This window comes from Cellulomonas sp. GTC20042 (assembly GCF_055389595.1).
This window is the reverse complement of sequence record NZ_AP043678.1, coordinates 1,901,285-1,926,105: the sequence shown is the minus strand read 5'-3', so window position 1 is coordinate 1,926,105 and position 24,821 is coordinate 1,901,285. Positions and strand designations below refer to the sequence as shown.

The window sequence follows — 24,821 nt, the reverse complement described above, 5'->3', positions numbered from 1 at the left end:
CGGATGGGGACCGGAGTGCTCCTCGGGCAGCGCTCGCGTGGACGACCTCCTGTCCGACCTGTCCACGACCGTCGGTCACCAGCTGCTCGGCGGCGCCGAAGAGATGTTCCGCGTCGGCCAGGGCGCTGTCGACACCGCCGAGATCTACCGCCTCACCGACCACAGCCTGTAGGAGCTCCCATGTCCTGGACGACCCAGAACCCCGGCATCGGCGACACCGCCACGCTGCGCACCCGCGCGGGGACCATGAACACGATCGTGCTCCAGCTCGATCACGCGCGCACGCAGATGCGCACCCAGCACGACGCCCTGACCGCGGACCGGTGGTCCGGTGCGGCCGCCGACTCCTTCCGCCAGTCCTGCCAGACCACGCTCACGCGGATCACCACCCTGATCAGCTCGCTCGCGCCCTACTCCGCGGCCCTGGTCAGCTACGCCGCCGAGATCGACGACATCCACGAGCAGGACGAGCTCCTCGACCAGCAGGGCGCCGAGGCCCAGCGCGACCTCGAGGCCGCCAACAAGATCCTGAACGATTTCCCCCCACCCGGTGTCGTCGTCACCGCCGCCCAGATCCGCCGCGCGAGCACGAAGCGGGCCGACGCGCGCGCCACGCTCGCCTCGGTCGCCCGGGATCGCGCCGACCTCGTCCAGCGCCGCCAGGACGCCGACGCAGCAGTCGAGTCCGCCCTCGGCGCCGTCGCGATCGCCGACTGGGCGACCGCGGGCATCGCGCTCACCACCGCCGGGATCACCCGACCCGACCTCCTCGACGCCGACGCGATCCGTGACGCCCTGCTCGACCTGGCCGACCTCGCGGCCGAGGGCCACCCCGAGTCGATCGACCAGCTCGCGGCCCTCCTCGCGAAGTGGCGCGACGACCCGATCGTCCTGCGCGACTTCCTGGACGAGCTCGGCGGCGAGGGTCTGGCCGACCTGCTCACCCGCCTCGACGTCACCCGCGCCGAGGGCACCAGCGACGCCCCCCGGCTCCTCCAGGAGGAGCTGCGCCGCACGCTGTCCCTCGCCGCGCCGCTGTGGAGCGACGCCGAGGCCACCACGTTCGCCGGCGCACTGGTCGACGCACGCGAGGGCGCCGTCCCGATCGCGTTCCTGTTCGCCGACGTCGAGGGCGCGCCCATGCCCCCGCACCTCGTGCAGGCGCTTGCCGACTCCACCCAGGACTGGGAGCAGGACCACGGCACGCTCTTCACCGTCCAGTACCTCAACGCCGGCGAGGGCATGGCCGCCGACCTGCTCTACCGACCGCTGGGCGAGGGCATGTACCGGCTCGATCCCGCCGACGGGCTGTTCCGCCACCTCGCCGCCGACCCCACCGCCACGCTCGAATGGTTCGCGGACGCCGAGCACGGCAAGAAGCGCGCCGACTACTGGTACGGCACTCGCGACTGGCACGACGGCGGGGGGTACACCGCACCCATGCTCGCCTGGGAAGCGATGCAGCACGTGCCCGGCGGGCTGCTCGGCCCGGACATGGATCGCGCCACCGCCGAGGCGCTCGCCACCGTCAACGCCACCATCATCAACGCCTGGGCGGACCTCGAGACCTACTACGACGGGTACATGGACCCCGAGGCGCGGGCCGCGCTGGCCGCGATCGTCTCCGTGCACCTGCCCGTCTGGGTCGAGACCGTCTCCACCCTGAACAACGCAGCCACGAGCACGAGCGCGACCGAATATGTCAGGGTCCACTGGCTGGGCGAGGACGGGGACGGGTGGTTGGTCGACATCTCCCAGCGCGCGTTGGCGATCATGCTGGCCCAGATCGAGCGCGACCCCACCGCGGCCGGAATCCTGCTCAACGCGGTCACCGACCTGCAGGCGCGTCTGGTCGCCTCGGTCGGCACCGTGCCCGAGATGACGTATGACGGCGCGCTCGAACGCATCATCGGGCTGCTCGGGATGGTCGACGGCGCCAAGCTCGCCAACGAGCTGTCCGCCGCCGCCGCACAGGACCAGGCCGTCGACCAGCTCATCGGCATCGGTGGCCTGCTGGCGGGTGAGGCGCTCTCCTCCGGAGGGTTCGCCGCGAGCCTGGCCGTGGCCGGGGCCGAAGACCTCGCCTCGTCCGCTTGGGCGAACAACTACGACACCGTCCTGAACGACCTCTGGTCCACCGACCACGACGCCACCAGCGACGAGGACGACGCAGCCGCCCGAGCGGAAGACACCAAGAAGGCGCTCGCGAACCTGGTCGAGGGGTGGGTGCCCGAGCAGATCATCCACACCGGCGGGCAGAGCACCGAGCAGTACCTGCGCGACATGATGAGCCCGTACTACGACAAGCGCGACGCGCTCGACATCACGAAGGTCCGCTGATGCGCGCCACGACCCCGCCCCGACCCGTGCTGCTCCTACGCTGGTGCGCACTCACCCTCGGCGCCGCTCTGCTCACCACCGCCTGCTCCCCCGACGGCGACCCGACCCGCTGGGAAGCCGACGAGGTCATCGCCGACGTCCCCGCGATCGACTGGCCACTGGGCGTCCCCGACCTGAGCAACGAGTGGACCGCCACGATCTACCGCGCCGAGATCGCCGCAGCAGCAGCCCGCAACGCCGCCGACTACTCCACCCCCGCCCTCAAAGACCTCTTCGAAGACGACCTCCTCACCCAGTACGCCACCCAGGCCGCCGACGTCACCTCACCCGTCTACACCTCGGGTGGCTCGGCCTACCTCTACGCACCGGGACCACCCCCGCTCCAGGTCGTCAAACTCACCGTGGACGACGACGAGGCCACCGCCATCATGTGCTACCCCTCCGCGTCGGCCGGTTGGTTCAGCTCCGGCGCGTACGTCCCCCCCACCCTCGACGACGTCCAGGAGAAGATGACCAGGGGCCAGAAGATCGTCTACACGCTGCATCGCGACGCGGCCGGAGTGATCCGCCTGTCCTCGATGCGCGTCCCGATGCTCGGCGAGCCTGACGACGGCGGATGCGACCTGTCCAGATCCCGCCCCGGATTCTTCGACCCCGCCCCGCCCTACGGCACCCCCGTGCCCTCCACCGAGCTCCTCGGCCCCGACGGCGTCGTCATCCCCAACCGCCAAGGCATCATGCCCGACGGCCTCATGGTCGACCCCGAGACCGGCGAACCCGACATCGACCCCGAGACCGGAGAACAACGCCGCGCCTTCACCTACCCCGAACCCACACCCACACCATGACCTCATCCGGCACCCCGTCCGCAGCTCGGTCTCAGGCGAGCACGCGCACCGCGCCCGGCTGCACCTCGGCCACCAGCGGCAGCGCCCCGATCCGTTCGCCGTCGGCGTGCGCGTCCGGCGGCGGCGCACCCAGTGCGGCGACCGGCTCGACGAGCAGCCGTCGGGTGCGCAGCACGTGCACGGCGGGGTGCTTGAGGTGCCGCCCGGTGTACATGCCGGGGAAGATCCGGACCACGCCGGCGCGGGTGAACGGTCCGGCGACCACCACGTCGAGCAGCCCGTCGTCCATCCGCGCGTCGGGGGCGACCCGGATGCCGCCGCCGATCCACGGGCCGTTCGCGGCGACCACGACGGTGCCGGCGGACTCCCACACCACGCCCTCGTCGGCGGTGAGCCGGAAGCCGTAGGGGCGGAACGCGCGCAGCTCGGGGCCCAGCGCGCGCACGTAGCGGGCGGCGCCGCGGGGCCAGGTCATCGCGTTGGCGCGGGCGTTGACCGCGGCGTCGATGCCGCAGGACAGCGCGCCGAGGTACCACTCACGGGCGGACTGGTGCGGGGACCCGACGCTGACGGCGTCCACGGCGCGGGCGCCGGTGAGCAGCCCGCGCTCGATCGCGGCGACCGAGGCGGCGACGTCGCCCCGGGGCAGGCCGAGCGCGCGGGCGACGTCGTTGCCGGTGCCGGCCGAGACGATCCCCAGCGGCAGCTCCGTGTCCGCGACCACGTTGGCGCCCAGGTGCACCAGCCCGTCCCCGCCGACCACGACCAGCGCGTCCAGCCCGGCCACCGAGGCGCGGCGGGCGTGGGCGGTGGCGGTGTGCAGGTCCTGGGCGGTGAGGTCCTCGACGTGGTGCCCGCGCCGGCGCAGCGCGTCGAGCACGGCCGCACCGATCCCGGTGCCACGCCCCCGGCCGGCCACCGGGTTCACCACGACGCCGAGGTGGCTCACACCGGCACCCCGTCCTCGCCGACGGTGGCGGGCTGGCGGCGGTCGACCCGGCGGTCGTGCAGCACGGACAGCCCGACGGCCGCCATGTACAGCGCGATCGTCGGGGTGGCGAGCACGAGCATGGTGAGCACGTCCGGGGTCGGGGTCATGATCGCGGAGAAGATGCAGGAGATCAGCACGGCCCAGCGCCAGCCCTTGAGCCAGGTGCGCCCGCGCACCAGGCCGACCAGGTTGACGCACACCATCACGACCGGCAGCAGGAACGCGATCCCGAACGCCAGCACGAACCGCATGACGAACGACAGGTAGGTCTGCGCGTCGATCAGGTTGGTGGCGTCCTCCGGGATGAACTCGGTGAGCACCGAGACGGCCTGCGGCAGCGAGTACCAGGCGAACGCGGCACCGGCCAGGAACATCGGCACGGCCGCTCCGATGAACCCCAGCGACGAGCGCCGCTCGCGCCGGGTCAGCCCCGGGGTGATGAACGCCCACAGCTGGTAGAGCCACCACGGGCTCGACACGATCGTGCCGAGGAAGATCGCCACCTTGAACTTCATGTCCATCGCGGTCGCGACGCCGGAGAAGTTCACCGAGGCCTGCACACCGCGGTCCGCGGCGGCCGACAGCAGCGGGTCCTGGAGGGCGCGGAACACCGGGTCGTACACGATCCAGCCGAGCACCGCACCCACGAGGATGCCGAGCGCGGCCAGCACCAGCCGCTTGCGGAGCTCGATCAGGTGCTCACGCAGCGGCATCCTGCCGTCGGGGTTGCGCGACGGGCGACGCCGGGCCACCGCCGCTCAGGCGGAGGGGTCGGACGGGCGCTGCTGCTCCGGGGCGACCGGCGGCTGGGCGGCGACGGGCGGCTGCGCGACGGGCGCGACCGGTGCGGGCTGCGGCGCCACCGGGGGCTGCGCGACCTGCTGCGGCACGACCGGCGCGGCCGGCTGCGCAGGCGCCGCCGCCGGCTGGGCCGGGGTCGTGGCCTTGTCCTCGTCGGAGAGGTCACGCACCTCGCGCTTGAAGATCCGCAGCGACTGCCCGATCCCGCTGGCCAGGTCCGGCAGCCGCTTGGCACCGAACAGCAGCACGATGATCAGGAGCAGGACGATCAGCGTCAGCGGGTGCTCGAAGAGGCGCCCCATGATGGTTCTCCCTGGTAGCCGGTCGATCGATCCGCCGAGTCTAGCCCCGGCGTGTATCGGCCCCGTGTCGTGACGCCCGTGGATCTCAGCGGGATCTCAGCGGCTGTACGTCTTCCAGCGCTCACGGGTGGCGCGGTCGCGCTCCCGGCGCCGCTCCTTGCGCTCGGCGGCCTCGGCGCGCAGCGTCGCCCACCGGCCCCGGGCCTCCTCGCGGTCCGGCAGCAGCTCGGTCACCGCGGCCGCGGCCCGCTCGGCCTCGCGCGCCTGCTCGGCGATCCGCCCGGTGGTCTCGGCGAGCTCGCCCAGCACCTCTGCCGCCCGCTCGAGCTCGGTCACCAGCGCGCGGGCGCGCCGCCACAGGTCCCGGCCGAGGAAGAACGCGCCGACGAGCGTGCCGAGCACCAGCACGCACCAGACGAGGACCCAGACCACTCGGCCAACCTACCCGGTCACCACGGCGTCGACCGGCGCGCCGCCCGCCTCGGCGGCCAGGTCCCCGTAGGCGGCGAGCGCCAGCCGGGCCTGCTCGGCCACCTCGACGGCCACCTCGGCCGGACGCACGCCGATCAGGTCCTCGGCGGCCTGGAGCACCAGGCGGTGCACGAACGCCGGCTGCGTCACCCGCAGGTCCACCTCGAAGGAGCCGTCGTCCAGGTTGCGCACGTCCTCCACCGGCACCTGCTCCGCGACCCACCGGCCCTGGCTGCGCAGGTGCAGGGTCACCACGTCGCCGCTGGCGTCCGGACGGAACTCCGCGGTCGCACCACGGCCGGCCCCGGGGTGCGCGGCGGCAGGCGTGTCCAGCACCTCGGCGGCCACCACCCGATCCAGCCGGAAGAGTCGCTCCTCCCCCGCGCGCAGGCACCACGCCTGGAGGTAGGAGCGCTCATCGCTGGTGGTCAGCCGCAGCGGGTCGACCTCGCGGTCGCTGGTGACGTCGGCGGCGTTCACATAGCGGATCCGCAGCCGGCGCCCCTCGGCCAGGCCGGTGCGGATCGCCGCGACCACGTCCGGGCGCCCGTCGACGGCCAGCCGCACGTCCACGGCGTCCGCCGCCTCCCCGGTGGCCGCGGTGAGCTTGTCCAGCGCCGAGCGCAGCACCTCCGCGCGCTCCGGGTCGAGCGTCGGCCCGAGATCGGCCACCATCGCGCTCAGCGCCGCCACCAGGGTCACCGCCTCCCGGGTGCCCAGGCGCAGCGGCCGGGTCATCCCGCGGGCCTCGGTCAGCCGGATCACGCCGCGGTCGTAGGAGTCGGCGTCGAAGTCGATCAGGTCGTGCGGGTAGTACCCCGGGGTGCCGCTCATCCAGAGCGTGTCCACGTCGGCCATCACCTGCGCCGGCGGCACGCCGAAGTGCTCGGCGAGCTGCGCCACGGTGACGTCCTCGTGGCGGTCCAGGTAGCCGATCATCCCGAGCAGCCGCACCAGCCGCTCGCTCGCCCGCTCAGCCACGGTCCGCCCCCGTCGTCGTTCCCGCCGTGCCGCCCAGCGCCACCGCCAGGCGCAGCGTGCGCAGCACCGCCGCGCGCAGCTCCGGGGGCTCGACGACCAGCACCGCGTCGCCGTACCCGGCGACCTCCTCCGCCAGCTCCCAGATCGCGCGGTAGGGCACCCGCACCAGGTCGCGGTGCGCGGTGAGCGGCGCGAGCCGGGGGTCGACCGTCGCGGTCGCGCCGACCGGGGTCCCCCGGGCCCGCAGCGCCTCCGCGCGCTCCGGGCGCAGCGCCAGCAGGGCCGAGCTCGACCGGTCGGCGTCCCAGGTGCGCAGCACGGCGGTCAGCTGCTCCTCGGTCGGCGCGTCGAACGCCCCGGCCTCGCCCTCGACCCGCACCCGGCCCTCGATCCGGCTGAAGCGGAACGACCGCGGCGCACCCCGGTCCACGTCGAGCCCGACCATGAACCAGCCGCCCCGGCGCGCGATCAGCCGCCACGGCTCGACCAGCCGGTCGCGCACCTCGCCGGTGTTCGCCGCCCGGTAGGTGAAGCGGACCCGGCGCCGCTCCTGCACCGCGTCCAGCAGCGGCGCGAAGGCGTCGCCCCCGGCCCGCACCCGCGGGCTCAGCCCCGCGACCAGGTCGGTGGCGCCCGAGCCGACACCGACGGCGCGCAGCTTGGTCAGCGCCCGCGAGGTGTCCGTGCGGGCCGCGCGGTCCTGCCACAGCTCGGCGGCCAGCGACAGCGCACCCAGCTCGGCCGGGGTCAGCTCGACGGCGGGCAGCGCGTAGGCGTCCTGGTCGATCCGGTAGCCGATGTCGTCGCCGTGCCCGGCGGAGGTCACCGTCGACACCGGGATCCCGAGGTCCCGCAGCGTGTCCTTGTCGCGCTCGAACATCCGCTCGAAGGACTCGTCGGTGGCGGCGTCGGCGTAGCCCGCGACCGTGCGACGGATCTGCTCCTTGGTCATGCGCCCGGGGGTGTGCACCAGGGCGATGACCAGGTTGAGCAGCCGCTCGGCGGGGGGAGTCTGTTCGGGCATCGGCACCACCGTAGTGGCCGGTAACGTGGTCCGGTGATCACGTGGCGTGCGGGTGTCGTGGAGCAGGTCGGCCGGTCGTGGCCCGGAGCGCAGGAGCTGCGGGTGCGGGTGCCCGACGGCGTGACCGACGACACCCCGGTCGAGGTGCGGGCGCTCGCCTACCCGGACCTGGTCGGCACCCCGGCGGTCGGCGACCCGGTGCTGCTCAACGTCTCGGCGCTGGCCCGCGGGCTCGGCACCGGCGGCTACGCGCTGGTCGTGGCCCCCGGAGACGCCGCGCACCTGCCCGCCGACCCCGGGGCCGGACCCGGTCACCTGGTCAAGGCCCGCTACACCCCGTTGCAGGCGATGGTGCTCGGCGTGGACGACCAGGAGTCCCCGCACCACGAGGTGCTGCGCGACGCCGACGACCTGGCCGGGCTGCCCGTCGTGGTCGCCGACCTGCACTCCGCCCTGCCCGCGGTGGTCGCGGGTGCCCGGCACGCCGCCGCCCGCGCCGGACGCCCCGCGCCCCGGGTGGTCTACGTGATGACCGACGGCGGCGCGCTGCCCGCCTGGTTCTCCATGACGGTCGCCGGCCTGCGCGACGCGGGCTGGATCACCGCCTGCATCACCGCCGGGCAGGCCTTCGGCGGCGACCACGAGGCCGTCACCGTGCACACCGCGCTCCTCGCCGCCCGGCACGTGCTCGACGCCGACCTGGTCGTCGTCGCCCAGGGCCCGGGCAACCTCGGCACCGGCACCCGCTGGGGGTTCTCCGGCGTGGCCGCCGGGGAGGCCGTCAACGCCGCCGCCGTGCTCGGTGGCCGCCCGGTCGCCTCGCTGCGCGTCTCCGGCGCCGACCCGCGCGACCGGCACCTCGGCGTCTCGCACCACTCGCTCACCGCCTACGGGCGCGTCGCGCTCTCCCCCGCCGACGTGCCGGTGCCCGAGTTCGACCCCGCACCGGTGGACCGCGCCGACGCGGGCGCGCCGGTGGGCGCGCGGGGTGCGGAGGGCGTGGGGGCGGGCGCGCCCGGGTCCGGGGCGAAGGACGGGCACGGTGCTCCTGGCGCGCCCGGGGCGACCGACGCGTTCGGGGTGCCCGATCCGGTCGCGGAGCAGGGTGCGCACCTCGCCGCCGTCGGGCGCCGGGTGGACCAGCAGGTCAAGGCCCTGACCGGCCCGAGCGGACGGCACCGCCTGGTGCGGGTGGGCGCGGGTGCCGATCTGCTCACCGCCCTCGGCGGCAGCCCCGTGCGGCTCTCCACCATGGGCCGGACCCTGGACCAGGACCCCGCCGCCTTCCTCGCCGCCGCCGTCGCCGGCGTGCACGCCGTCGACCTCACCACCCGCTGACCCCGGGCACCCGGCCTCGCCGAGAGGTCGCAGATGCAGGCTTCCGGGCCGTTCAAGGCTGCATCGGTGACCGCTCGGCGCCCTGAGGCACGCCCGGCCTCGTCGAGAGTGCACGAATGCAGGCTTCCCGGCGCGTGAAGGGTGTTTTCGTGCACGCTCGGCGCTGGTCCGCCGCGAACGGGCGCGCAGGTCGGACGCGGGCGCGCCCGGCGCGGGTCAGTCGTCGCGGGCGACGCGGGTGCGGGCGGCGACCAGCGTCGCCAGCCGGCGTGCCTCGCGCCCGGCACGCTCGCCGTCGGCACGCTGCACGCCCATCACCGCGAGCGTGTCGCCGTCGGCGAGGTCGAGCTGCACCCAGGGCCGGCCCTCGCCGAAGCGCACGGACACGATCTCGGCCCAGGTCACCGTGCGGGTGGTCGCCAGGTTGCGCACCCGCAGCCCGTCGGGGGTCGGCGTCGCGCGCACGGTCGCCTGACGCCAGCAGAACCAGACGATCCCGCCCGCGACGACCACCAGCCCGATCCGGTCACCGGTGCCGTACGCCGACGGTCCCTCGGTGGGCAGCAGCACGAGCAGCAGCACCGCCGAGACCGTCACCAGCAGCGCGAGCGCCGCCGACACCCAGCGCGCCCACCGCGGCCGGAACACCGCGTCCAGCGCGGGTCGCCCGGGCACGGATCCCCCGGCCTGCGCCGGGTCACCGGGCCGCGCGTGTCCGCCCGGACGCACCGCGCCGCCGGGCTCCGCAGCACTCCCGCGCTCCGCGCCCTCCGGCCCGACGCCGTCGTCGTCCCGCCCCGGCACCGCGTCCGCCTACAGCCGGCAGGCGTGGATCGAGGTGACCAGGATCGCGCGGGCGCCGATGTCGTACAGCGCGTCCATCACCCGGTTGGTCTGCGCGCGCGGGACCATCGCCCGCACGGCCGCCCACTCGCCGTTGTGCAGCGGGGACACCGTCGGCGACTCCAGCCCGGGGGTGATCGCGACGGCCTGCTCGACCAGCGCCTGCGGCACGTCGTAGTCCATCAGCACGTACTCGCGGGCGGTGAGCACGCCCTGGATCCGGCGGGTCAGCACGTCCAGGCCGGCGGGCTCGGGACCGTCCGCGCGGCGCACCAGCACGGCCTCGGAGCGCAGGATCGGCTCGCCGAACACGTCCAGGCCGGCGGCGCGCAGCGTGGTCCCGGTCTCGACCACGTCGGCGATCACGTCGGCCACGCCGAGCCGGATGGCGGTCTCGACGGCGCCGTCCAGCCGGACGATCTCCGAGGCCTCGACGCCCTGCTCGCGCAGGTAAGCGGCGACCAGCACCGGGTAGGAGGTGGCGACGCGCCGGCCGGCCACCTGCTGCACGTCGGTCATCTGCCCGGCCTGGGTGGCGAAGCGGAAGGTCGAGCGGGCGAAGCCGAGCTCCAGGTGCTCGGTGGCGGGTGAGGCGGAGTCCAGCAGCAGGTCGCGGCCGGTGATGCCGACGTCGACGGTGCCGGTGCCCACGTAGACCGCGATGTCGCGGGGGCGCAGGAAGAAGAACTCGACGCCGTTGTCGGCGTCGGGGAGCACGAGCTCACGGGAGTCGCGGCGCTGGCGGTAGCCCGCCTCGCGCAGCATGTCGGCGGCCGGCTCGGCGAGCGAGCCCTTGTTCGGGACGGCGATCCTCAGCACGGGGAGTCCTCGGGTGTCAGGGTGCCACGGTCGGTGCCGTGGCCGGCGCGGCGGGCGCGCCTCGGCTGGACGGGGTGGCCGCCCGCGCAGGTCGGCGCGGGCGGCGGTGGGTCACAGGTGGGTGTAGACGTCCTCGAGCGTCAGACCCTGCGCGACCATGAGCACCTGCAGGTGGTAGAGGAGCTGGGAGATCTCCTCGGCGGTGCGATGGTCGCCCTCGTGCTCGGCCGCCATCCAGACCTCGGCGGCCTCCTCGACGATCTTCTTGCCGATCGCATGGACCCCGGCGTCCAGCTCCGCGACGGTCCCCGACCCCTCGGGCCGGGAGATCGCCTTCTCGGACAGCTCAGCGAACAGCGCGTCGAACGTCTTCACGCCCGCCAGGGTAGACGGTCCCGCGCACCCCGCCCGCCCGCGTCCGCCCTCCGGTCAGCCCTCGACGGCGGCGGCCGCGGTGATCTGCTGCGGCTCCTCCTGGCGACGTGCCCGCAGCCAGACCACGAAGCCGGAGATCACCACGCCCGCGTACACCACGTACAGCACCGCCGAGGGGTAGTACCCGGCGGACAGCAGCAGCGGCACCCCGACGGCGTCCACCGCGATCCAGATCAGCCAGAACTCGATCCACCCGCGCGCCATGCCGTAGGTGGCGAGCAGCGAGCCGACGAAGATCCACGCGTCCGCCCACGGCCCCCAAGAGCCGAGCGCCTGGAAGACCAGCGCGCACACGACCGTGCCGATCACCGCGACCAGGCCGATCTGGATCCACCCGGACCGCCCGGCCCAGCGCGGGACGACCGCCGGCGCCTCCGGCTGACCGGCCTCGCGGGCGGCGGCGCGCGCCCGGCTCCACCGCACCCAGCCGTACACGGCGACCGCGACGAAGAACACCTGCCGACCGGCCTGCCCGTACAGGTCACGGGCCTGCGGCGTGTGGAACACCCCGCCGAGGAACACGGTGAACAGCAGCACGTTCCCGACGATCCCGACCGGCCACGCCCACACCTTGCGGCGCAGGCCGCCGAGCGCGGACGCGAGCCCGAACAGGTTGCCGATCACCTCGCGCCAGAGGACCGGGTGCCCGGCGATCACGAGCTGCGCGTCGAACAGCCAGCCGATCACGCGTCCAGCCCCCGCAGCGCCACGACGGTCGCGACGGCGGCCTCCGCAGCCTCGGCGCCCTTGTCCTCGTGCGATCCGGGCAGACCGGCACGATCGATCGCCTGGGCCTCGTCGTCACAGGTGAGCACGCCGAAGCCGACCGGCACGCCGGTGTTGACGGCCACGTCGGTCAGCCCGGCGGTGGCGGCCTGGCACACGTACTCGAAGTGCGGGGTGCCGCCACGGATCACCACGCCGAGGGCGACCACGGCGTCGGCACCGCCCCGGGCGGCGTGCGAGGCGGCCACCGGCAGCTCGAAGGTGCCCGGCACCCGGACCTCCCGGACGTCGGTCACCCCGGCCGCCGCGAGCGCGCGCCGCGCCCCGGCCAGCAGGCCGTCCATGACCGTGGTGTGCCAGCTCGCGGCCACGACGACGACCCGCAGGCCGGTGCCGTCCGTGGTGATGCTGGGTGCGCCGCTGCCGCTCATCGTGCGTCCTCCGTGCTGGTGCTGTCGTGGTGGTCGAGGCTCGGGAGCAGGTGCCCCATCGCGCGGGCCTTGGTGCGCAGGTAGGCCTCGTTGTGGGGGGTGCGCCCGACCTCCAGCCCGCGCACCTCGACGACCTCGATGCCGTGCGCGGTCAGGCCGGCGGTCTTCGCCGGGTTGTTGGTCAGCAGGCGGACCCGGTGCACGCCGAGGTCGGCGAGGATCGCCGCCGCCGCGCCGTACTCGCGCCGGTCGGCGGGCCAGCCGAGGTCGAGGTTCGCCTCGACGGTGTCCCGGCCGGCGTCCTGGAGCGCGTAGGCGCCGATCTTGGCGAGCAGTCCGATCCCCCGGCCCTCGTGCCCGCGCAGGTAGACGACGGCGCCACCCTCCCGCGCGGCGAGGTCGAGCGCGGCATCGAGCTGCGGGCCGCAGTCGCACCGGGCCGATCCGAAGGCGTCGCCGGTCAGGCACTCGGAGTGCACCCGCACCGTCGGCACCTCGGCCAGCCCGCCGGCGGCGACCAGCGCCACGTGCTCGGCACCGGTGCGCAGGTCGCGGTAGGCGTGCACGGTGAGGTCGCCGTGCCGGGTCGGCAGCGCCGCGGTGGCCGCGCGGTGCACCCGGCGGGCGGGGTCGGCCCCGTCGACGGCGGCGCTCGGCGCGGGGCCGGTCGGCAGGTCGCCCTGGGCGGTCCGCCAGGCGATCAGGTCGGCGATCGTCAGCACCACCAGCCCGTGCTCGCGGGCCAGGGCGGCGGTCTGCGGCAACCGCATCATCGTGCCGTCGTCGTTCACCAGCTCCGCGATCGCGGCCACCGGCGCCAGCCCGGCGAGCCGGCACAGGTCCACGGCCGCCTCGGTGTGACCGGCACGGTGCAGCACCCCGCCGGGCACGGCGCGCAGCGGCAGCACGTGCCCGGGGCGGATCAGGTCCACCGCGCCGGAGGAGGGGTCGGCCAGCACGTGCAGCGTCGTGGTGCGGTCCTCCGCGGAGATCCCGGTGCCCACGCCGTGCGCGGCGTCCACGGTGACCGTGTAGGCGGTGCGGCGCGGGTCCTGGCTCTGCGGCACCATCAGCGGCAGGTCGAGGGCGTCGGCGCGCTCCACGGTCATCGGCGCGCAGAGGTAGCCCGAGGAGTGCCGGATCGTCCACGCCACCCACTCCGGCGTGGCGATCTGGATCGTCCACGCCACCCACTCCGGCGTGGCGATCTCGGCGGCCAGGATCACGTCGGCCTCGTTCTCCCGGTCCGGGGAGTCGGCGACCAGCACCGGGCGCCCGGCACGCAGCGCGGCCAGCGCCTCCTCGACCGTGCCGAGGCCCAGGTCGTCCGTCGCGGTCATCGGGCACCACCGGTCACGCCCGCCACCGCGCCCGCGGTCAGCAGCCGCTCCACGTACTTCGCCAGCACGTCCACCTCCAGGTTCACCCGGTCGCCGACCTGCGCGGTGCCGAGGGTCGTCGCCGCGAGCGTCGTCGGGATCAGCGAGACCCCGAACCAGTCGTCGCCGACGGCGGTGACCGTCAGCGAGACGCCCGCGACCGCGACGGAGCCCTTCTCCGCCACGTAGCGCGCCAGGGCAGGGTCGAGCGCGATCTCCACCTCGTCCCAGCGCGGGCCCGGGGTGCGGCGGCGGACCGTGCCGACCCCGTCCACGTGCCCCTGCACCACGTGCCCGCCGAGCCGCGCGTCGGCGCGCACCGCACGCTCCAGGTTCACCGGCGATCCCGCGGCCAGATCACCCAGCGCGGTCCGCTCCAGCGACTCCGGCATGACGTCGACCGCGAAGGTGCCGTCGCCGGGCAGCTCGGCCACGGTCAGGCAGACCCCGGACACCGCGATCGAGTCGCCCAGGGCGGCGTCCTGCACCACCAGCGGGCCGCGCACGGTCATCCGCGCGTCGGTGCGGCTTCCGGGCGATCCCGGCGAGCCGGGCAAGCCGCCGCTCGTCGCCAGGTCGAGCGCGACGACCGCGCCGACCTCCTCCACGATCCCGGTGAACATCACAGGCCTCCTCGGGCGCTGCGGCCGTCGCGACGCTCGTCGCGCTGGTCGGTGGTACGGACGGTGACGGGGTCAGGGGCGGACGACGCCGCAGTGGGGCGCGGCACGTCCGGGGTGGCCGGGCGCACGGGGTCGGGCGCGGCGTCGGCGGGCACGGTGCGGGTCGCGGGGTCACGCTCGGCGGAACGGTCCTCGGGCGTGACGTGCCGGCCGGGGGCCGCACCGTCGATCCGGGGCGCGGCCACGATCAGCACGTCGGGGCCGACCGGCTGCACCGACCGCACGTCGAGCCGCAGCGCATCGTCGATCGTGCCGATGCCGAGATCGGCAATCGCGAGCGCGCCGGCGCCGAGCAGCACCGGGGCGACGTAGGCGTGCACCTCGTCCACCAGCCCGGCGCGCAGGAACGCCGCGGCCAGCCGGGGACCGCCCTCGACCAGCACGTGCCGCACCTCGCGGGCGTGCAGCGCGGCGAGCACGGCGTGCGGGTCACGGGTGCGCAGGTGCAGCAGCTCACCGCCGACACCGTGCAGCCGACCCCCGGCGGGCAGGTCGCGCTCCCCCACGACCACCCGCAGCGGCTGGTGCGCGGCGAGGTCGCCCTCGGGGGTGCGGGCGGTGAGCGAGGGGTCGTCGGCCAGGGCGGTGCCGGTGCCGACCGCCAGCGCGTCCACCGTCGCGCGGACGGCGTGCGCGTGGGCGCGGGCCTCCGGCGAGGTGATCCACCGGCTGCTGCCGTCGGCGGCGGCGACCCGGCCGTCCAGGGTGCTCGCGGTCTTCAGCGTCACCCAGGGCCGACCGCGCCCGACCGCCACCCACCACGGCCCGAGCAGCGCGCGCCCCTCGTCGGCGAGCACTCCGGTCACCACCTCGGCCCCGGCCGCACGCAGCCGGTCGGCGCCGCCGTGTGCCACCGGGTTCGGGTCGGTCACGGCGATCACCACGCGGGCGATCCCGGCCTCGATCAGCGCGACGGAGCACGGGCCGGTGCGACCGGTGTGGTCGCAGGGCTCCAGCGTGACGACGGCGGTGGCCCCCCGGACGTCGACCCCGCTCTCCCGGGCGTCGGCCAGCGCGGCGACCTCGGCGTGCGGGGTCCCGGCGCCCCGGTGCCAACCCTCGCCGAGCACGGTGCCCTCGGGGGCGAGCAGGACGCAGCCGACGCGGGGGTTGGGGCCGTGGGCCGGGCCGCGGCGGGCGAGGTCGATCGCGCGCACCATCGCCGCGCGCTCGGCGGCCGCGCGCTGCGTCGCGACGTGCTCGGCGGGCCCGTCCGCGTGCGCCTGACGCGCGTGCCCGGCACCGTCGGCAGGCGCGCCGCGATCAGCGCCGTGCGCGTCGTGCCGCCCGTCCTGCGCTGCCATGCCCGCTCCCTCGTCGCCTCGAAGGCTCCGGGGATGTGGGCGGGCGCACGACCGGGAGGTCGCACGACGGCCACGGCGCGCCCGGGGATCACCCCGGGTACGCCGCCACGACTCCTCCCATCCGGACTTTCACCGTCGGTCCTGGATTTCCACCAGGTCAACCGGTCACGCCGAAGCGATCGCGGGTCGCGGACTGTCACCGCCGGCTCGGAATTACACCGACCCCGGAGCACGTGTTGCTGCTGCTGCAACGATCATGCCACAGCAACCATTCCCACCCGCCCACTCCCCCGCTCGCGAGTTCGGTGGTTCGGGCCGAGTTCGGTGGTTCCGGGGCGCTCTTCTCGCACGAACCACCGAACTCGGCGGACGGCAACGCCGCGAAAGGGGATCAGCCCGCCAGCACCTCGTCGGCGAGGGTGCGCAGGGTGTCGATCTCGGCGCCCGGGTCCTCCGCCCCGTAGACCGCGGATCCCGCGACGAAGACGTTCGCACCCGCGGCCGCCACCGTCCCGATCGTGGACCGGCTCACCCCGCCGTCCACCTGGATCCAGGTGTCGGCACCGGCGGCGTCGATCGCGGCGCGCAGCCGGCGGATCTTCGGCAGGGTGCCCTCGATGAACGACTGGCCCCCGAAGCCGGGCTCCACGGTCATCACCAGCACCATGTCGAACTCGGGCAGCAGGTCGAGCAGCGGCTCCACCGGGCTCGCCGGGCGCAGCGCGATCGACGCCCGGGTGCCGGCGGCACGCAGCTCGCGGGCCAGACGCACCGGCGCCTGCGCGGCCTCGGCGTGGAAGGTCACCGAGGCGGCACCGGCGCGGGCGTACTCGATCGCCCAGCGGTCGGCGTCCTCGATCATCAGGTGCACGTCGATCGGCACCGGGGACACCTCGACGATCCGCTGCACGATCGGCAGGCCGAGCGTGAGGTTCGGCACGAAGTGGTTGTCCATCACGTCCACGTGCGCGTAGTCCGCCCGGGCGATCCGGTGCAGGTCGCGCTCGAGGTTGGTGAAGTCGGCGGACAGGATGCTGGGGCTGATCAGAGCGGGCACGGCGTCCAGCCTAGCCACGCCCCGCGGCGCGCCCGCCGCGCACCGCCGTCACGCCGTGCGGCGCAGCAGCGTGAGGTGCATCGCGTCGGTGCCGTGCACGTGCGGCCAGAGCTGCACGTCGGGGCGCTCCGGCAGGTCGATCTCCGGGGCGATCCCGGTGACGACCGCGCGCGCGTCCAGCACCTCCGAGCCCAGACCGGCCTTCGTGGCGGCGCGCTGGGCGTCCAGCACGGCGAGCCGGGTCTCGGCCAGGTGCGGCGAGCAGGTCACATAGCCGACGACCCCGCCGACCCGCACCGCGCGCAGCGCCGAGACCAGCAGCTCGCGCTGCAACGCGCTCAGGGCCGCCAGGTCGCCCGGGGTCCGCCGCCAGCGCGACTCCGGCCGGCGCCGCAGCGCCCCGAGACCGGTGCACGGCGCGTCGAGCAGCACCCGGTCGTAGGCCCCGGGCTCGGCGGCGCCGACGTCCCGGCCGTCACCTACCCGGACCGCCTCCACCGCACCCGCCGGGGCGGCGTGCACCGCGTGCTCGACCAGGCGCGCACGGTGCGGCTGCACCTCGTTCGCCACCAGCCGCGCACCCCGCTCGCCCGCGAGCGCCGCCAGCAGCGCCGCCTTGCCGCCCGGGCCCGCGCACAGGTCCAGCCAGCGCTCGTCGGCACCGTCCAGCGGGGCCGCCGCCAGGGCCAGCGCGACGAGCTGGCTGCCCTCGTCCTGCACCCCGCCGCGTCCGCTGCGCACCGCCGGCAGCCCGGCCGGATCGCCGCCGGCCAGGGTCATCGCGGTCGGCGCCCACCGGCCCGGCACCGCGTCCGGCCCCGCCTGCGCGAGCAGGTCCGCCGGGTCGATCAGCCCCGGGCGCGCCACCAGGCAGACCTGCGGGGCCGCGTTGTCCGCCCGCAGCAGGTCGCCGAGCTCCTCCGCGGACCGTCCGTGACCGAGCAGCGCCTCGCGCAGCGCCCGCGTCACCCAGCCGGGGTGGCTCTCGGTCGCCGCGAGCCGCGCCACCGTGTCCGTGCCCTCGGGGTCGGCGGCGTCACCGATCCGGGACAGCCAGCCGTCCAGGTCCTCGCGACCGACCGCGCGCAGCACCGCGTTGACGAACTGCGCCGCCCCCGCGCCCACCGTCTCGCGTGCCAGGCCGACCGTCTCCGACACCGCCGCGTGCGGCGGCACCCGCATCCCGAGCAGCTGGTGCGCGCCGAGACGCAGCAGGTCGAGCACCGGGGGGTCGACGTCCTCGATCGCGCGGCCACCGATGCACTGGGCGATCACCGCGTCGTACCGGCCGCGCAGCCGCAGCGTCCCGTAGGCCAGCTCGGTGGCGAAGCCCGCGTCACGGCCCCGGATGCCGCGCTCGCGCAGCAGCGGGGGCAGCACCAGGTTCGCGTAGGCGTCCGAGCCGTCCACCTCGCGCAGCACGTCGAAGGCCGCGGTGCGGGCGGGGTCGCCCCCACGCCGGCGCTGGGACGGCGCCGCCGCGGTGCGACGACGGGGACCACGGTGCCCGCCACCACCCGGCGCGCCGCCGTCACGGCCGCCGTCGGACCGCCCCCCGGTCCGCGACCGCTCGCTGCCGCCCGACCCGGCACCCGGCCGTCCGCTGCCGCCCGACCCGGCACCCGGCCGCTCGCTGCCGCCCGACCCGGCACCCGGCCGCTCGCTGCCGCCCGACCCGGCACCCGGCCGTCCACCGAAGCCCGGGCCGTCCTGCCGACGCCCGCTCACGCGTCCGCCCCGGCCGTCGCGCCGGTCGCGTCCGTCGCACCCAGCACCGTGCCCTCGGCCGGACGCGCCCCGCGCGCCCAGTCCGCCGCCGCCATCGCCCGCTTGCCCGCCGGGCGCACGTCGCCCAGCCGGACCGCGTGCGTGCCCGTGCCGACCAGCACCTCGGACCGTCCCACCCGCACCTCGCCGGGCGCCAGGTCCGTCACCTCCGGCACCGGCAGCACCGGTCCCAGCCCGAGCCGCGACCCGTCCGGCAGCGTCGTCCAGGCGCCCGGCGCGGGGGTGCAACCGCGCACCCGCCGGTCGACGGCCAGCGCGGGGTGCGCCCAGCGGACCCGTGCGTCCTCGGTGGTGAGCCGGGGCGCCAGGCTGATCCCCTCGGCGGGCTGCGGCTGCGGCAGGATCACCCCGTCCTCCAGGGCGTCGAGCGTGTGCACCAGCAGGCCGCTGCCCGCGTCGGCGAGCCGACCGAGCAGGTCGCCGGCGGTGTCGCGCGGGCGGATCGTCTCGGTGAGGGTGCCGAGCACGGGGCCGGTGTCCAGGCCCTTCTCCAGCAGGAACGTGCTCGCGCCGGTGACCTCGTCACCGCTGATCACGGAGTACTGCACGGGCGCGGCGCCACGCCAGGCCGGCAGCACGGAGAAGTGCAGGTTCACCCAGCCGTGCCGGGGCACGTCCAGCGCCCACTGCGGGACGAGGTTGCCGTAGGCCACCACGGGCGCCGCGTCGGGCGCGATCTCGCGCAGCCGCTCCGCGAAGCCGTCCTCGCTCAGCCGCTCCGGGGTCAGCACCTCGATGCCGGCCTCCAGCGCGCGCTCCTTGACCGGGCTGGGCCGCAGGGTGCGACCGCGGCCGGACCGGGCGTCGGGGCGGGTGAGGACGGCGACGACCTCGTGACGGGAGGCGAGCAGGGCGTCCAGGGAGGGCAGCGCCACCTCGGGCGTCCCGGCGAAGAGCAGGCGCATGGGCCCGATCCTAGGCCGTGGCGGGCAGCACCCCGTGCGCGACCAGGTCCGCCCGCAGGCTCACGGCGTCGGTGAACAGCACGGCGACGTAACCCTCGGCGGCCGCCGCGGCGACGTTCCGCGGGGAGTCGTCGGCGAAGAGCGTGCGCGCCGGGTCGAGCCCGTAGCGCTCGGCCAGCAGCCGGAAGATCGCCGGGTCCGGCTTGGCGATCCCCTCGTGCCCGGACACCAGCACGTCCTCCAGCAGACCGATCGCCGGGGCCGCCGGCACCGCGTGCGGGAAGGTCTGCGCGGACCAGTTCGTCAGCCCGAGCAGCCGCACCCCGGCGGCGCGCAGCTCCTCGACCAGGGCGGCCGATCCCGGCACCGGCCCGGGCAGGGAGTCGGCGAACCGCTCCACGTACCGGTCCAGCGCGGCCACGTGCTCGGGGTGGGTGGCGGCGACCTCCGCCCGCGCCTCGGCCCACGGGCGCCCGGCGTCCTGGCGCAGGTTGAGCGCCGGGAAGTCGACGTCGTCGAAGAACCGCTGCACCTCGGCGTCGCTCAGCCAGCCCGCGAAGGGCAGCGTCGGGTCCCAGCGCACCAGCACGTTGCCCAGGTCGAGCACCACGGTCGTCACGGATCTCACAGCATCTCCCCCGGATCGAGCCGCACCCGCACGCTGCCGCCCTCGCGGCGGGCGCTGCGCACGGCCAACGACGCCGCCAGCGCGCGGGCCAGCCGGCGGCCCTCGGCGGTCGGCACCCGCACCAGCGTGCGCACCGGCGGGTCCAGCGACACCTGCACCGCCCCGCCCGGTCCCCCGCCGCCGTGCGGCTCGGGCATCGGCACCGGCCCGAGCACGTCGGCGCCCTCCGGCAGGTCCACCCGGGACAGCACCGCCGCGACCACCTCGCGGGTGCCGGTCAGCTCGGCGACGCGCACCGCCGGCGGCAGCCGCACCTCCTGCCGCTCGGTCAGCTCGCGCGCCGCCAGCCCGACGGGATCCCACCGGACCAGTGCCTGCGTGGGCCGTTCCGCGCCGTCGCCGACCAGCAGCACCTGTCCCCCGTCCGCCGCCGGCCGGACCAGCGCCGCCGCGACCATCCACCGGCGCAGCGACTCCTCGGTGGCACGCAGCGACGTCGACCCCGTGGTCACCGCCGCGTCCAGCAGCACTGCCGCCGCGTACCCCCCGGGCGCCACCGGCTCGGCACCCGTGGTCGCGACGACCAGGGCGGGCCGATCCGGCACGGTCGCGAGCACCCCCGCGCTGGACCGCGCGCCGGAGGTCCGGACCGTCACGCCGGTGAACGCCCGGCCGAGCTCCTCGGCGGTGCGGTCGGAGCCCACCACCACCGAGCGGAACGCTCCGTGCCCGCAGGCGTCGCACCGCCAGCGCGTCGCGAGCCGCCCGCACCAGCCGCACTGCGCGGTGGCGTCGCCGGAGGTGAGCTGCAACGGCCCGTGGCAGGTGGTGCACCGGGCGACCGCACGGCAGCGCGCGCAGGCCACCACCGGCAGGTACCCGGCGCGGGGTACCTGCACCAGCACCGGTCCGTCCGCCAGCCGTTCGCGGATCGTGCGCCACGCCTCCCCCGGCAGCCTCGCCGCCGCGGCGGCGCCCTCGCGGGCGAGCTCGACGCTGGTCAGCGCCCGCACCCGGGGCGCCCGGCGCCGCACCTCCGCGCGGTCGGCGGCCACCTCCCGCACCCAGCCGGACGCGACCAGCGCCTGCACCTCGACGGTGCGCGCGTGGGCGGCGAGCAGCAGGGCGCTGCCCTCGGTCTCCGCGCGCAGGCTCAGCACCTCGCGCACGTGCGGGTAGGGGGCGCGCGGCTCGGCGTGCAGGTCGTCGCCGTCGTCCCAGCACACCGCCAGGCCCAGGTCCGCCACCGGGGCGAAGGCCGCCGCCCGGGTGCCGACCACCACCCGCGCGCGGCCGTGCAGCGCCGCGAGGAACGCCCGGTAGCGGCGGGACGGGCCGTCGTCGGCGGTCAGCCGCACGTAGGACGCCGTGCCGCTCGCCTCGTCCCACGCGGGCACCCCGGCGGCGTCGAGGGCTGCGCACACCCGGTCCAGGTCGCGCGCGTCGGGCACCACGACCACCGCGCCGCGCCCGCTGACCAGCGTCGCCGCGACGGCCTGCGCGACGGCGTCCGGCCAGCGCTCCCCCGCCGGTCCGGGCAGGGCGGCCAGGGCGGCACGGGGCGATCCGCCGGCGGCGAGGTGGGCGAGGAACGCGGGTCCGCTGCGGTACGGCGCCCACGCGGTGCCAGTGAGGTGTCCGGGCGCGGCAGGGTCGAGGGCGCGGGCGGGCGTCGTGCCATCGGAGGCGGCATCGAGCGCCGGCGATCCAGGCCCCGCAGGATCGTGCGCCCCGCCGTCGGAGGCGGCCGGATCGCCCGCAGCACCGTCCGCGTCGCCCGCAGCCGCCGCGCCCCCGCGCGCCGCCTGCTCCGTCCGCGCGTGCCGGGGCGGCACCGCCAGCCGCAGCACGTCGGCGAGGGTGCCCGCGTAGTGGTCAGCCACCGCGCGCGCGAGCCGCGCCACCGCGGGGCTGAGCACCGGCTCGGCGGAGACCACCCGGCGCAGCGGCAGCAGGTCGCCGTCGTGCTCGGCCTCGGCCACCCGTTCCAGCAGGTAGCCGTCGACGTCCTGCGCACCGAAGCGCACCTTGACCCGCACGCCCGGGCGCGCGTCGGCGTCCATGGCGGCGGGCACCAGGTACTCGAAGGTGCGGTCCAGGTGCGGCGGCGACAGCTCCACCGCGACCCGGGCCACTGGCAGGTCGGCGGCCGGCTCGACCTCGACGTCCCGTGCTCGGGCACGACGGCGCGTCGCCCGCGCGGGGGCGCGCACGGCCCCGGCGTCGGCCAGGCCGGCGAGGGTCGGCTGCTCCGGGACCTCCGCCACGCGGGTCAGGCCAGTGCGGCCCGCAGCGCGTCGACGCGGTCCGTGCGCTCCCAGGTGAACTCCGGCAGGTCGCGGCCGAAGTGCCCGTAGGCGGCGGTGGACCGGTAGATCGGCCGGAGCAGGTCGAGGTCACGGATGATCGCGGCGGGCCGCAGGTCGAACACCTCGCGGATCGCGGCGGTGAGGCGCTCGACGGGCACGGTGCCGGTGCCGAAGGTCTCCACGTAGAGGCCGACGGGCTGGGCCTTGCCGATGGCGTAGGCGACCTGCACCTCGCAGCGCGTCGCGAACCCGGCGGCCACCACGTTCTTGGCGACCCAGCGCATCGCGTAGGCGGCGGAGCGGTCGACCTTCGACGGGTCCTTGCCGGAGAACGCGCCGCCGCCGTGGCGGGCCATGCCGCCGTAGGTGTCGACGATGATCTTGCGGCCGGTCAGGCCGGCGTCGCCCTGCGGGCCACCGATCACGAACTGGCCGGTCGGGTTGACCAGCAGCCGGTAGTCGCTGGTGTCGAGCTCCAGCCCGTGCTCGGCGAGCACGGCGAGCACCGGGGCGACCACGTGCTCGGCGATGGCCGGGGCGAGCTGGGTCTCGAGCTGCACGTCGGGCTCGTGCTGGGTGGACAGCACGACGGTGTCGAGGCGGACCGCGCGGTCGCCGTCGTACTCCACGGTGACCTGGGTCTTGCCGTCGGGGCGCAGCCCGGGGACGGTGCCGTCCTTGCGGACCTGGGTCAGCCGCTCGGCGAGCCGGTGCGACAGCCAGATCGGCAGCGGCAGCAGGCTCGGGGTGTCGTCGCTGGCGTAGCCGAACATCAGGCCCTGGTCGCCGGCGCCCTGGAGGTCCAGCGGGTCGTGGTCGGCGGCGTCCTGGCGGGACTCCCAGGCCTTGTCGACGCCCTGGGCGATGTCCGGGGACTGCTGGCCGATCGAGACCGACACGCCGCAGGAGTCGCCGTCGAAGCCGATGTCCGAGGAGGTGTAGCCGATGCCGCGCACGACCTCGCGCACGATCTGCGGGATCTCGACGTACGCGCTGGTGGTGACCTCGCCGGCCACGTGCACGAGACCGGTGGTCACCATGGTCTCCACCGCCACGCGGGCCGCCGGGTCCTGCTCGAGGATCGCGTCCAGGATCGCGTCCGAGATCTGGTCGCAGATCTTGTCGGGGTGGCCCTCGGTCACCGACTCGGACGTGAACAGGCGCAGAGAGGCATCGGTCATGCGCCCAGGCTACCGGGGCGCGGACCCCAGAAGTGCCGCGACGGCGTCCCAGAGCCGGTCGGACACGTCGGCCTTGCTGCCCTCGGCGCTCAGCACGACCTCGCCGGTCCCGTCGAGGATCGTCAGCGCGTTGTCCGTGGTCCCGAAGCCGAGGCCGCCACCGACGGCGTTCACGGCGAGCAGGTCGGCACCCTTGCGCAGCGCCTTGGCCCGCCCGTGGTGCAGCACGTCGCCCTGGGCGTCGCCGGTCTCGGCCGCGAAGCCGACGACGAGCTGTCCGGGGCGCGGCCGGTCGGCGGCCAGCTCGGCCAGGATGTCGGGGTTCTGCACCAGCGCGAGCGGCGGGACCGTGCCGTCGGCGGACTTCTTGATCTTGTGCTCGCCGGCCTCGGCGGGGCGGAAGTCCGCCACCGCGGCGGCCATCACCACGACGTCGGCCTCGGCGGCCTCGGCGCGCACGGCGGTGCGCAGCTCGGCGGTGGACTCGACGGTCACCACGCGCACGCCGGCGGGCGGCGGCACGGTGAGGTTCGCGGCGACCAGCGTCACGCGGGCTCCCCGGGCGAGCGCGGTGCGGGCGAGCGCGACGCCCTGCCGCCCGGAGGACCGGTTGCCGAGGAACCGCACCGGGTCCAGCGCCTCGCGGGTGCCGCCGGCGGAGACCACGACGGAGCGTCCGACCAGGTCACGTTCACGAGGCGTGCCGTCGGCGTGCACCAGGCCCAGCGCCGCCTCGACGATCGCCTCGGGCTCGGGCAGCCGGCCGGGGCCGGTGTCGGCGCCGGTGAGCCGGCCGGAGTCCGGGTCGAGCACGTGCACGCCGCGCTCGCGCAGGGTCGCCACGTTGGCCCGGGTCGCGGGGTGCTGCCACATCTCGGTGTGCATGGCGGGGGCCATGAGCACCGGGCAGGTGGCGGTGAGCAGCGTCGCGGCGAGCAGGTCGTCCGCGCGCCCGGTGGCCGCCCGCGACAGCAGGTCGGCGGTCGCGGGGACGACCAGCACCAGGTCGGCATGCCGCCCGAGGCGCACGTGCTGCACCTCGGGGACGTCCTCGAAGACCTCGGCGGTGACCGGGTGGCCCGACAGGGCCTCCCAGGTGGCCCGCCCGACGAACTCCAGGGCGGCGCGCGTGGGCACCACCCGGACGTCGTGACCGGCCTCGGTCAGCAGCCGCAGGACGAGCGCGGCCTTGTACGCCGCGATCCCGCCGGCGACGCCGAGGACGATGCGCACGGCG

At 75.9% G+C, this 24,821-nt stretch carries 25 protein-coding genes and 1 riboswitch; of the genes, 4 read left to right on the top strand and 21 right to left on the bottom strand.

From position 1 onward, the window contains the following. The first annotated feature begins 37 nt into the window (after positions 1-37). The 3 genes from ACZ5HG_RS08855 to ACZ5HG_RS08845 are packed head-to-tail and all read left to right on the top strand — an operon-like array spanning position 38 to position 3,188. Positions 38-172: a hypothetical protein gene (locus ACZ5HG_RS08855; protein WP_464181887.1), complete on the top strand. Its 135-nt coding sequence runs from the start codon at positions 38-40 to the stop codon at positions 170-172. 8 nt (positions 173-180) lie between these two features. Continuing rightward, a complete protein-coding gene (locus tag ACZ5HG_RS08850; RefSeq protein ID WP_464181885.1) occupies positions 181-2,340 on the top strand; it encodes a hypothetical protein in 2,160 nt (719 codons plus the stop codon). After that, the gene (locus ACZ5HG_RS08845) at positions 2,340-3,188 is read left to right on the top strand and encodes a hypothetical protein (RefSeq protein ID WP_464181883.1); all 849 of its coding nucleotides are present in this window, start codon (positions 2,340-2,342) and stop codon (positions 3,186-3,188) included. Before ACZ5HG_RS08850 ends, ACZ5HG_RS08845 begins: the two co-directional genes overlap by 1 nt. 31 nt (positions 3,189-3,219) lie before the next feature. Here ACZ5HG_RS08845 and ACZ5HG_RS08840 read toward each other — a convergent pair whose 3' ends face one another. From ACZ5HG_RS08840 to ACZ5HG_RS08815, 6 genes are all read right to left on the bottom strand, one after another. Further along, the gene (locus ACZ5HG_RS08840) at positions 3,220-4,137 is read right to left on the bottom strand and encodes a diacylglycerol/lipid kinase family protein (RefSeq protein WP_464181882.1); all 918 of its coding nucleotides are present in this window, start codon (positions 4,135-4,137) and stop codon (positions 3,220-3,222) included. Continuing rightward, entirely contained in the window at positions 4,134-4,892 is a 759-nt protein-coding gene (tatC, locus tag ACZ5HG_RS08835) for a twin-arginine translocase subunit TatC (RefSeq protein ID WP_464181881.1), read from the bottom strand. The genes ACZ5HG_RS08840 and tatC overlap by 4 nt, the downstream gene beginning before the upstream one ends. A 45-nt stretch (positions 4,893-4,937) precedes the next feature. Then, complete coding sequence (gene tatA, locus ACZ5HG_RS08830) at positions 4,938-5,282, bottom strand: Sec-independent protein translocase subunit TatA (RefSeq protein WP_464181880.1); 345 nt, start codon at positions 5,280-5,282, stop codon at positions 4,938-4,940. 96 nt (positions 5,283-5,378) lie between these two features. Then, positions 5,379-5,714 (bottom strand): hypothetical protein, encoded by a 336-nt coding sequence (locus ACZ5HG_RS08825; protein WP_464181879.1) that lies wholly within the window; start codon positions 5,712-5,714, stop codon positions 5,379-5,381. Between the two features lie 9 nt (positions 5,715-5,723). Further along, positions 5,724-6,734, bottom strand: a complete 1,011-nt coding sequence (locus ACZ5HG_RS08820; protein WP_464181878.1) for a helix-turn-helix transcriptional regulator — start codon at positions 6,732-6,734, stop codon at positions 5,724-5,726. Then, positions 6,727-7,758 carry a helix-turn-helix transcriptional regulator gene (locus ACZ5HG_RS08815; protein WP_464181877.1) on the bottom strand — a complete coding sequence of 344 codons (1,032 nt, stop codon included), beginning with the start codon at positions 7,756-7,758 and terminating at the stop codon, positions 6,727-6,729. The genes ACZ5HG_RS08820 and ACZ5HG_RS08815 overlap by 8 nt, the downstream gene beginning before the upstream one ends. Positions 7,759-7,791: 33 nt before the next feature. Here ACZ5HG_RS08815 and ACZ5HG_RS08810 point away from each other — a divergent pair, with 33 nt between their 5' ends. Then, positions 7,792-9,096: a DUF3866 family protein gene (locus ACZ5HG_RS08810; RefSeq protein ID WP_464181875.1), complete on the top strand. Its 1,305-nt coding sequence runs from the start codon at positions 7,792-7,794 to the stop codon at positions 9,094-9,096. A 216-nt stretch (positions 9,097-9,312) separates the two neighbouring features. Here the strand turns inward: ACZ5HG_RS08810 and ACZ5HG_RS08805 are convergent, their stop codons facing one another. The 15 genes from ACZ5HG_RS08805 to coaBC all read right to left on the bottom strand — a co-directional run bounded on the left by ACZ5HG_RS08805 (position 9,313) and on the right by coaBC (position 24,817). Continuing rightward, a complete protein-coding gene (locus ACZ5HG_RS08805) occupies positions 9,313-9,900 on the bottom strand; it encodes a PH domain-containing protein (RefSeq protein WP_464181873.1) in 588 nt (195 codons plus the stop codon). A gap of 9 nt (positions 9,901-9,909) precedes the next feature. Continuing rightward, the gene (gene hisG, locus ACZ5HG_RS08800) at positions 9,910-10,758 is read right to left on the bottom strand and encodes an ATP phosphoribosyltransferase (protein WP_464181872.1); all 849 of its coding nucleotides are present in this window, start codon (positions 10,756-10,758) and stop codon (positions 9,910-9,912) included. 111 nt (positions 10,759-10,869) lie between these two features. After that, the gene (locus ACZ5HG_RS08795; RefSeq protein WP_464181871.1) at positions 10,870-11,133 is read right to left on the bottom strand and encodes a phosphoribosyl-ATP diphosphatase; all 264 of its coding nucleotides are present in this window, start codon (positions 11,131-11,133) and stop codon (positions 10,870-10,872) included. A 54-nt stretch (positions 11,134-11,187) separates the two neighbouring features. Then, positions 11,188-11,880 (bottom strand): nicotinamide riboside transporter PnuC, encoded by a 693-nt coding sequence (gene pnuC / locus ACZ5HG_RS08790; protein ID WP_464181869.1) that lies wholly within the window; start codon positions 11,878-11,880, stop codon positions 11,188-11,190. Continuing rightward, positions 11,877-12,350, bottom strand: coding sequence for a 6,7-dimethyl-8-ribityllumazine synthase (gene ribH, locus ACZ5HG_RS08785; protein WP_464181868.1), 474 nt, complete (start codon positions 12,348-12,350; stop codon positions 11,877-11,879). The genes pnuC and ribH overlap by 4 nt, the downstream gene beginning before the upstream one ends. Further along, positions 12,347-13,690, bottom strand: a complete 1,344-nt coding sequence (gene ribA, locus ACZ5HG_RS08780; RefSeq protein WP_464181866.1) for a GTP cyclohydrolase II — start codon at positions 13,688-13,690, stop codon at positions 12,347-12,349. The genes ribH and ribA overlap by 4 nt, the downstream gene beginning before the upstream one ends. Then, entirely contained in the window at positions 13,687-14,352 is a 666-nt protein-coding gene (locus tag ACZ5HG_RS08775) for a riboflavin synthase (RefSeq protein WP_464181863.1), read from the bottom strand. Before ACZ5HG_RS08775 ends, ribA begins: the two co-directional genes overlap by 4 nt. Beyond that, positions 14,352-15,716: a bifunctional diaminohydroxyphosphoribosylaminopyrimidine deaminase/5-amino-6-(5-phosphoribosylamino)uracil reductase RibD gene (gene ribD, locus ACZ5HG_RS08770; RefSeq protein WP_464181862.1), complete on the bottom strand. Its 1,365-nt coding sequence runs from the start codon at positions 15,714-15,716 to the stop codon at positions 14,352-14,354. Before ribD ends, ACZ5HG_RS08775 begins: the two co-directional genes overlap by 1 nt. A gap of 105 nt (positions 15,717-15,821) precedes the next feature. Beyond that, a riboswitch (FMN riboswitch) is annotated at positions 15,822-15,953 on the bottom strand. A gap of 154 nt (positions 15,954-16,107) precedes the next feature. After that, positions 16,108-16,773, bottom strand: coding sequence for a ribulose-phosphate 3-epimerase (gene rpe / locus ACZ5HG_RS08765; RefSeq protein ID WP_464181861.1), 666 nt, complete (start codon positions 16,771-16,773; stop codon positions 16,108-16,110). 48 nt (positions 16,774-16,821) lie between these two features. Then, positions 16,822-18,501, bottom strand: a complete 1,680-nt coding sequence (locus tag ACZ5HG_RS08760; RefSeq protein ID WP_464181860.1) for an RsmB/NOP family class I SAM-dependent RNA methyltransferase — start codon at positions 18,499-18,501, stop codon at positions 16,822-16,824. After that, on the bottom strand, positions 18,498-19,466 hold the full coding sequence (gene fmt, locus ACZ5HG_RS08755; protein WP_464181858.1) for a methionyl-tRNA formyltransferase: 969 nt from the start codon (positions 19,464-19,466) through the stop codon (positions 18,498-18,500). The genes ACZ5HG_RS08760 and fmt overlap by 4 nt, the downstream gene beginning before the upstream one ends. A 10-nt stretch (positions 19,467-19,476) precedes the next feature. Continuing rightward, positions 19,477-20,094, bottom strand: coding sequence for an HAD-IA family hydrolase (locus tag ACZ5HG_RS08750; protein ID WP_464181855.1), 618 nt, complete (start codon positions 20,092-20,094; stop codon positions 19,477-19,479). Beyond that, positions 20,091-22,361, bottom strand: coding sequence for a primosomal protein N' family DNA-binding protein (locus ACZ5HG_RS08745; protein ID WP_464181854.1), 2,271 nt, complete (start codon positions 22,359-22,361; stop codon positions 20,091-20,093). Before ACZ5HG_RS08745 ends, ACZ5HG_RS08750 begins: the two co-directional genes overlap by 4 nt. 5 nt (positions 22,362-22,366) lie before the next feature. Beyond that, positions 22,367-23,584, bottom strand: a complete 1,218-nt coding sequence (gene metK / locus ACZ5HG_RS08740) for a methionine adenosyltransferase (RefSeq protein ID WP_464181853.1) — start codon at positions 23,582-23,584, stop codon at positions 22,367-22,369. A 9-nt stretch (positions 23,585-23,593) separates the two neighbouring features. Further along, a complete protein-coding gene (gene coaBC / locus ACZ5HG_RS08735) occupies positions 23,594-24,817 on the bottom strand; it encodes a bifunctional phosphopantothenoylcysteine decarboxylase/phosphopantothenate--cysteine ligase CoaBC (protein ID WP_464181852.1) in 1,224 nt (407 codons plus the stop codon). Positions 24,818-24,821: the final 4 nt, after the last annotated feature.

Excerpts from the sequence above, each read along its gene's own strand:
- ACZ5HG_RS08775 (WP_464181863.1), bottom strand. The coding sequence starts at position 14,352 with ATGTTCACCGGGATCGTGGAGGAGGTCGGCGCGGTCGTCGCGCTCGAC.
- tatC (WP_464181881.1), bottom strand. The coding sequence starts at position 4,892 with ATGCCGCTGCGTGAGCACCTGATCGAGCTCCGCAAGCGGCTGGTGCTG.
- ribD (WP_464181862.1), bottom strand. The coding sequence starts at position 15,716 with ATGGCAGCGCAGGACGGGCGGCACGACGCGCACGGCGCTGATCGCGGC.
- ACZ5HG_RS08850 (WP_464181885.1), top strand. The coding sequence starts at position 181 with ATGTCCTGGACGACCCAGAACCCCGGCATCGGCGACACCGCCACGCTG.
- fmt (WP_464181858.1), bottom strand. The coding sequence starts at position 19,466 with ATGCGCCTGCTCTTCGCCGGGACGCCCGAGGTGGCGCTGCCCTCCCTG.
- ribA (WP_464181866.1), bottom strand. The coding sequence starts at position 13,690 with ATGACCGCGACGGACGACCTGGGCCTCGGCACGGTCGAGGAGGCGCTG.
- ACZ5HG_RS08845 (WP_464181883.1), top strand. The coding sequence starts at position 2,340 with ATGCGCGCCACGACCCCGCCCCGACCCGTGCTGCTCCTACGCTGGTGC.
- ACZ5HG_RS08815 (WP_464181877.1), bottom strand. The coding sequence starts at position 7,758 with ATGCCCGAACAGACTCCCCCCGCCGAGCGGCTGCTCAACCTGGTCATC.
- ribH (WP_464181868.1), bottom strand. The coding sequence starts at position 12,350 with ATGAGCGGCAGCGGCGCACCCAGCATCACCACGGACGGCACCGGCCTG.
- tatA (WP_464181880.1), bottom strand. The coding sequence starts at position 5,282 with ATGGGGCGCCTCTTCGAGCACCCGCTGACGCTGATCGTCCTGCTCCTG.
- metK (WP_464181853.1), bottom strand. The coding sequence starts at position 23,584 with ATGACCGATGCCTCTCTGCGCCTGTTCACGTCCGAGTCGGTGACCGAG.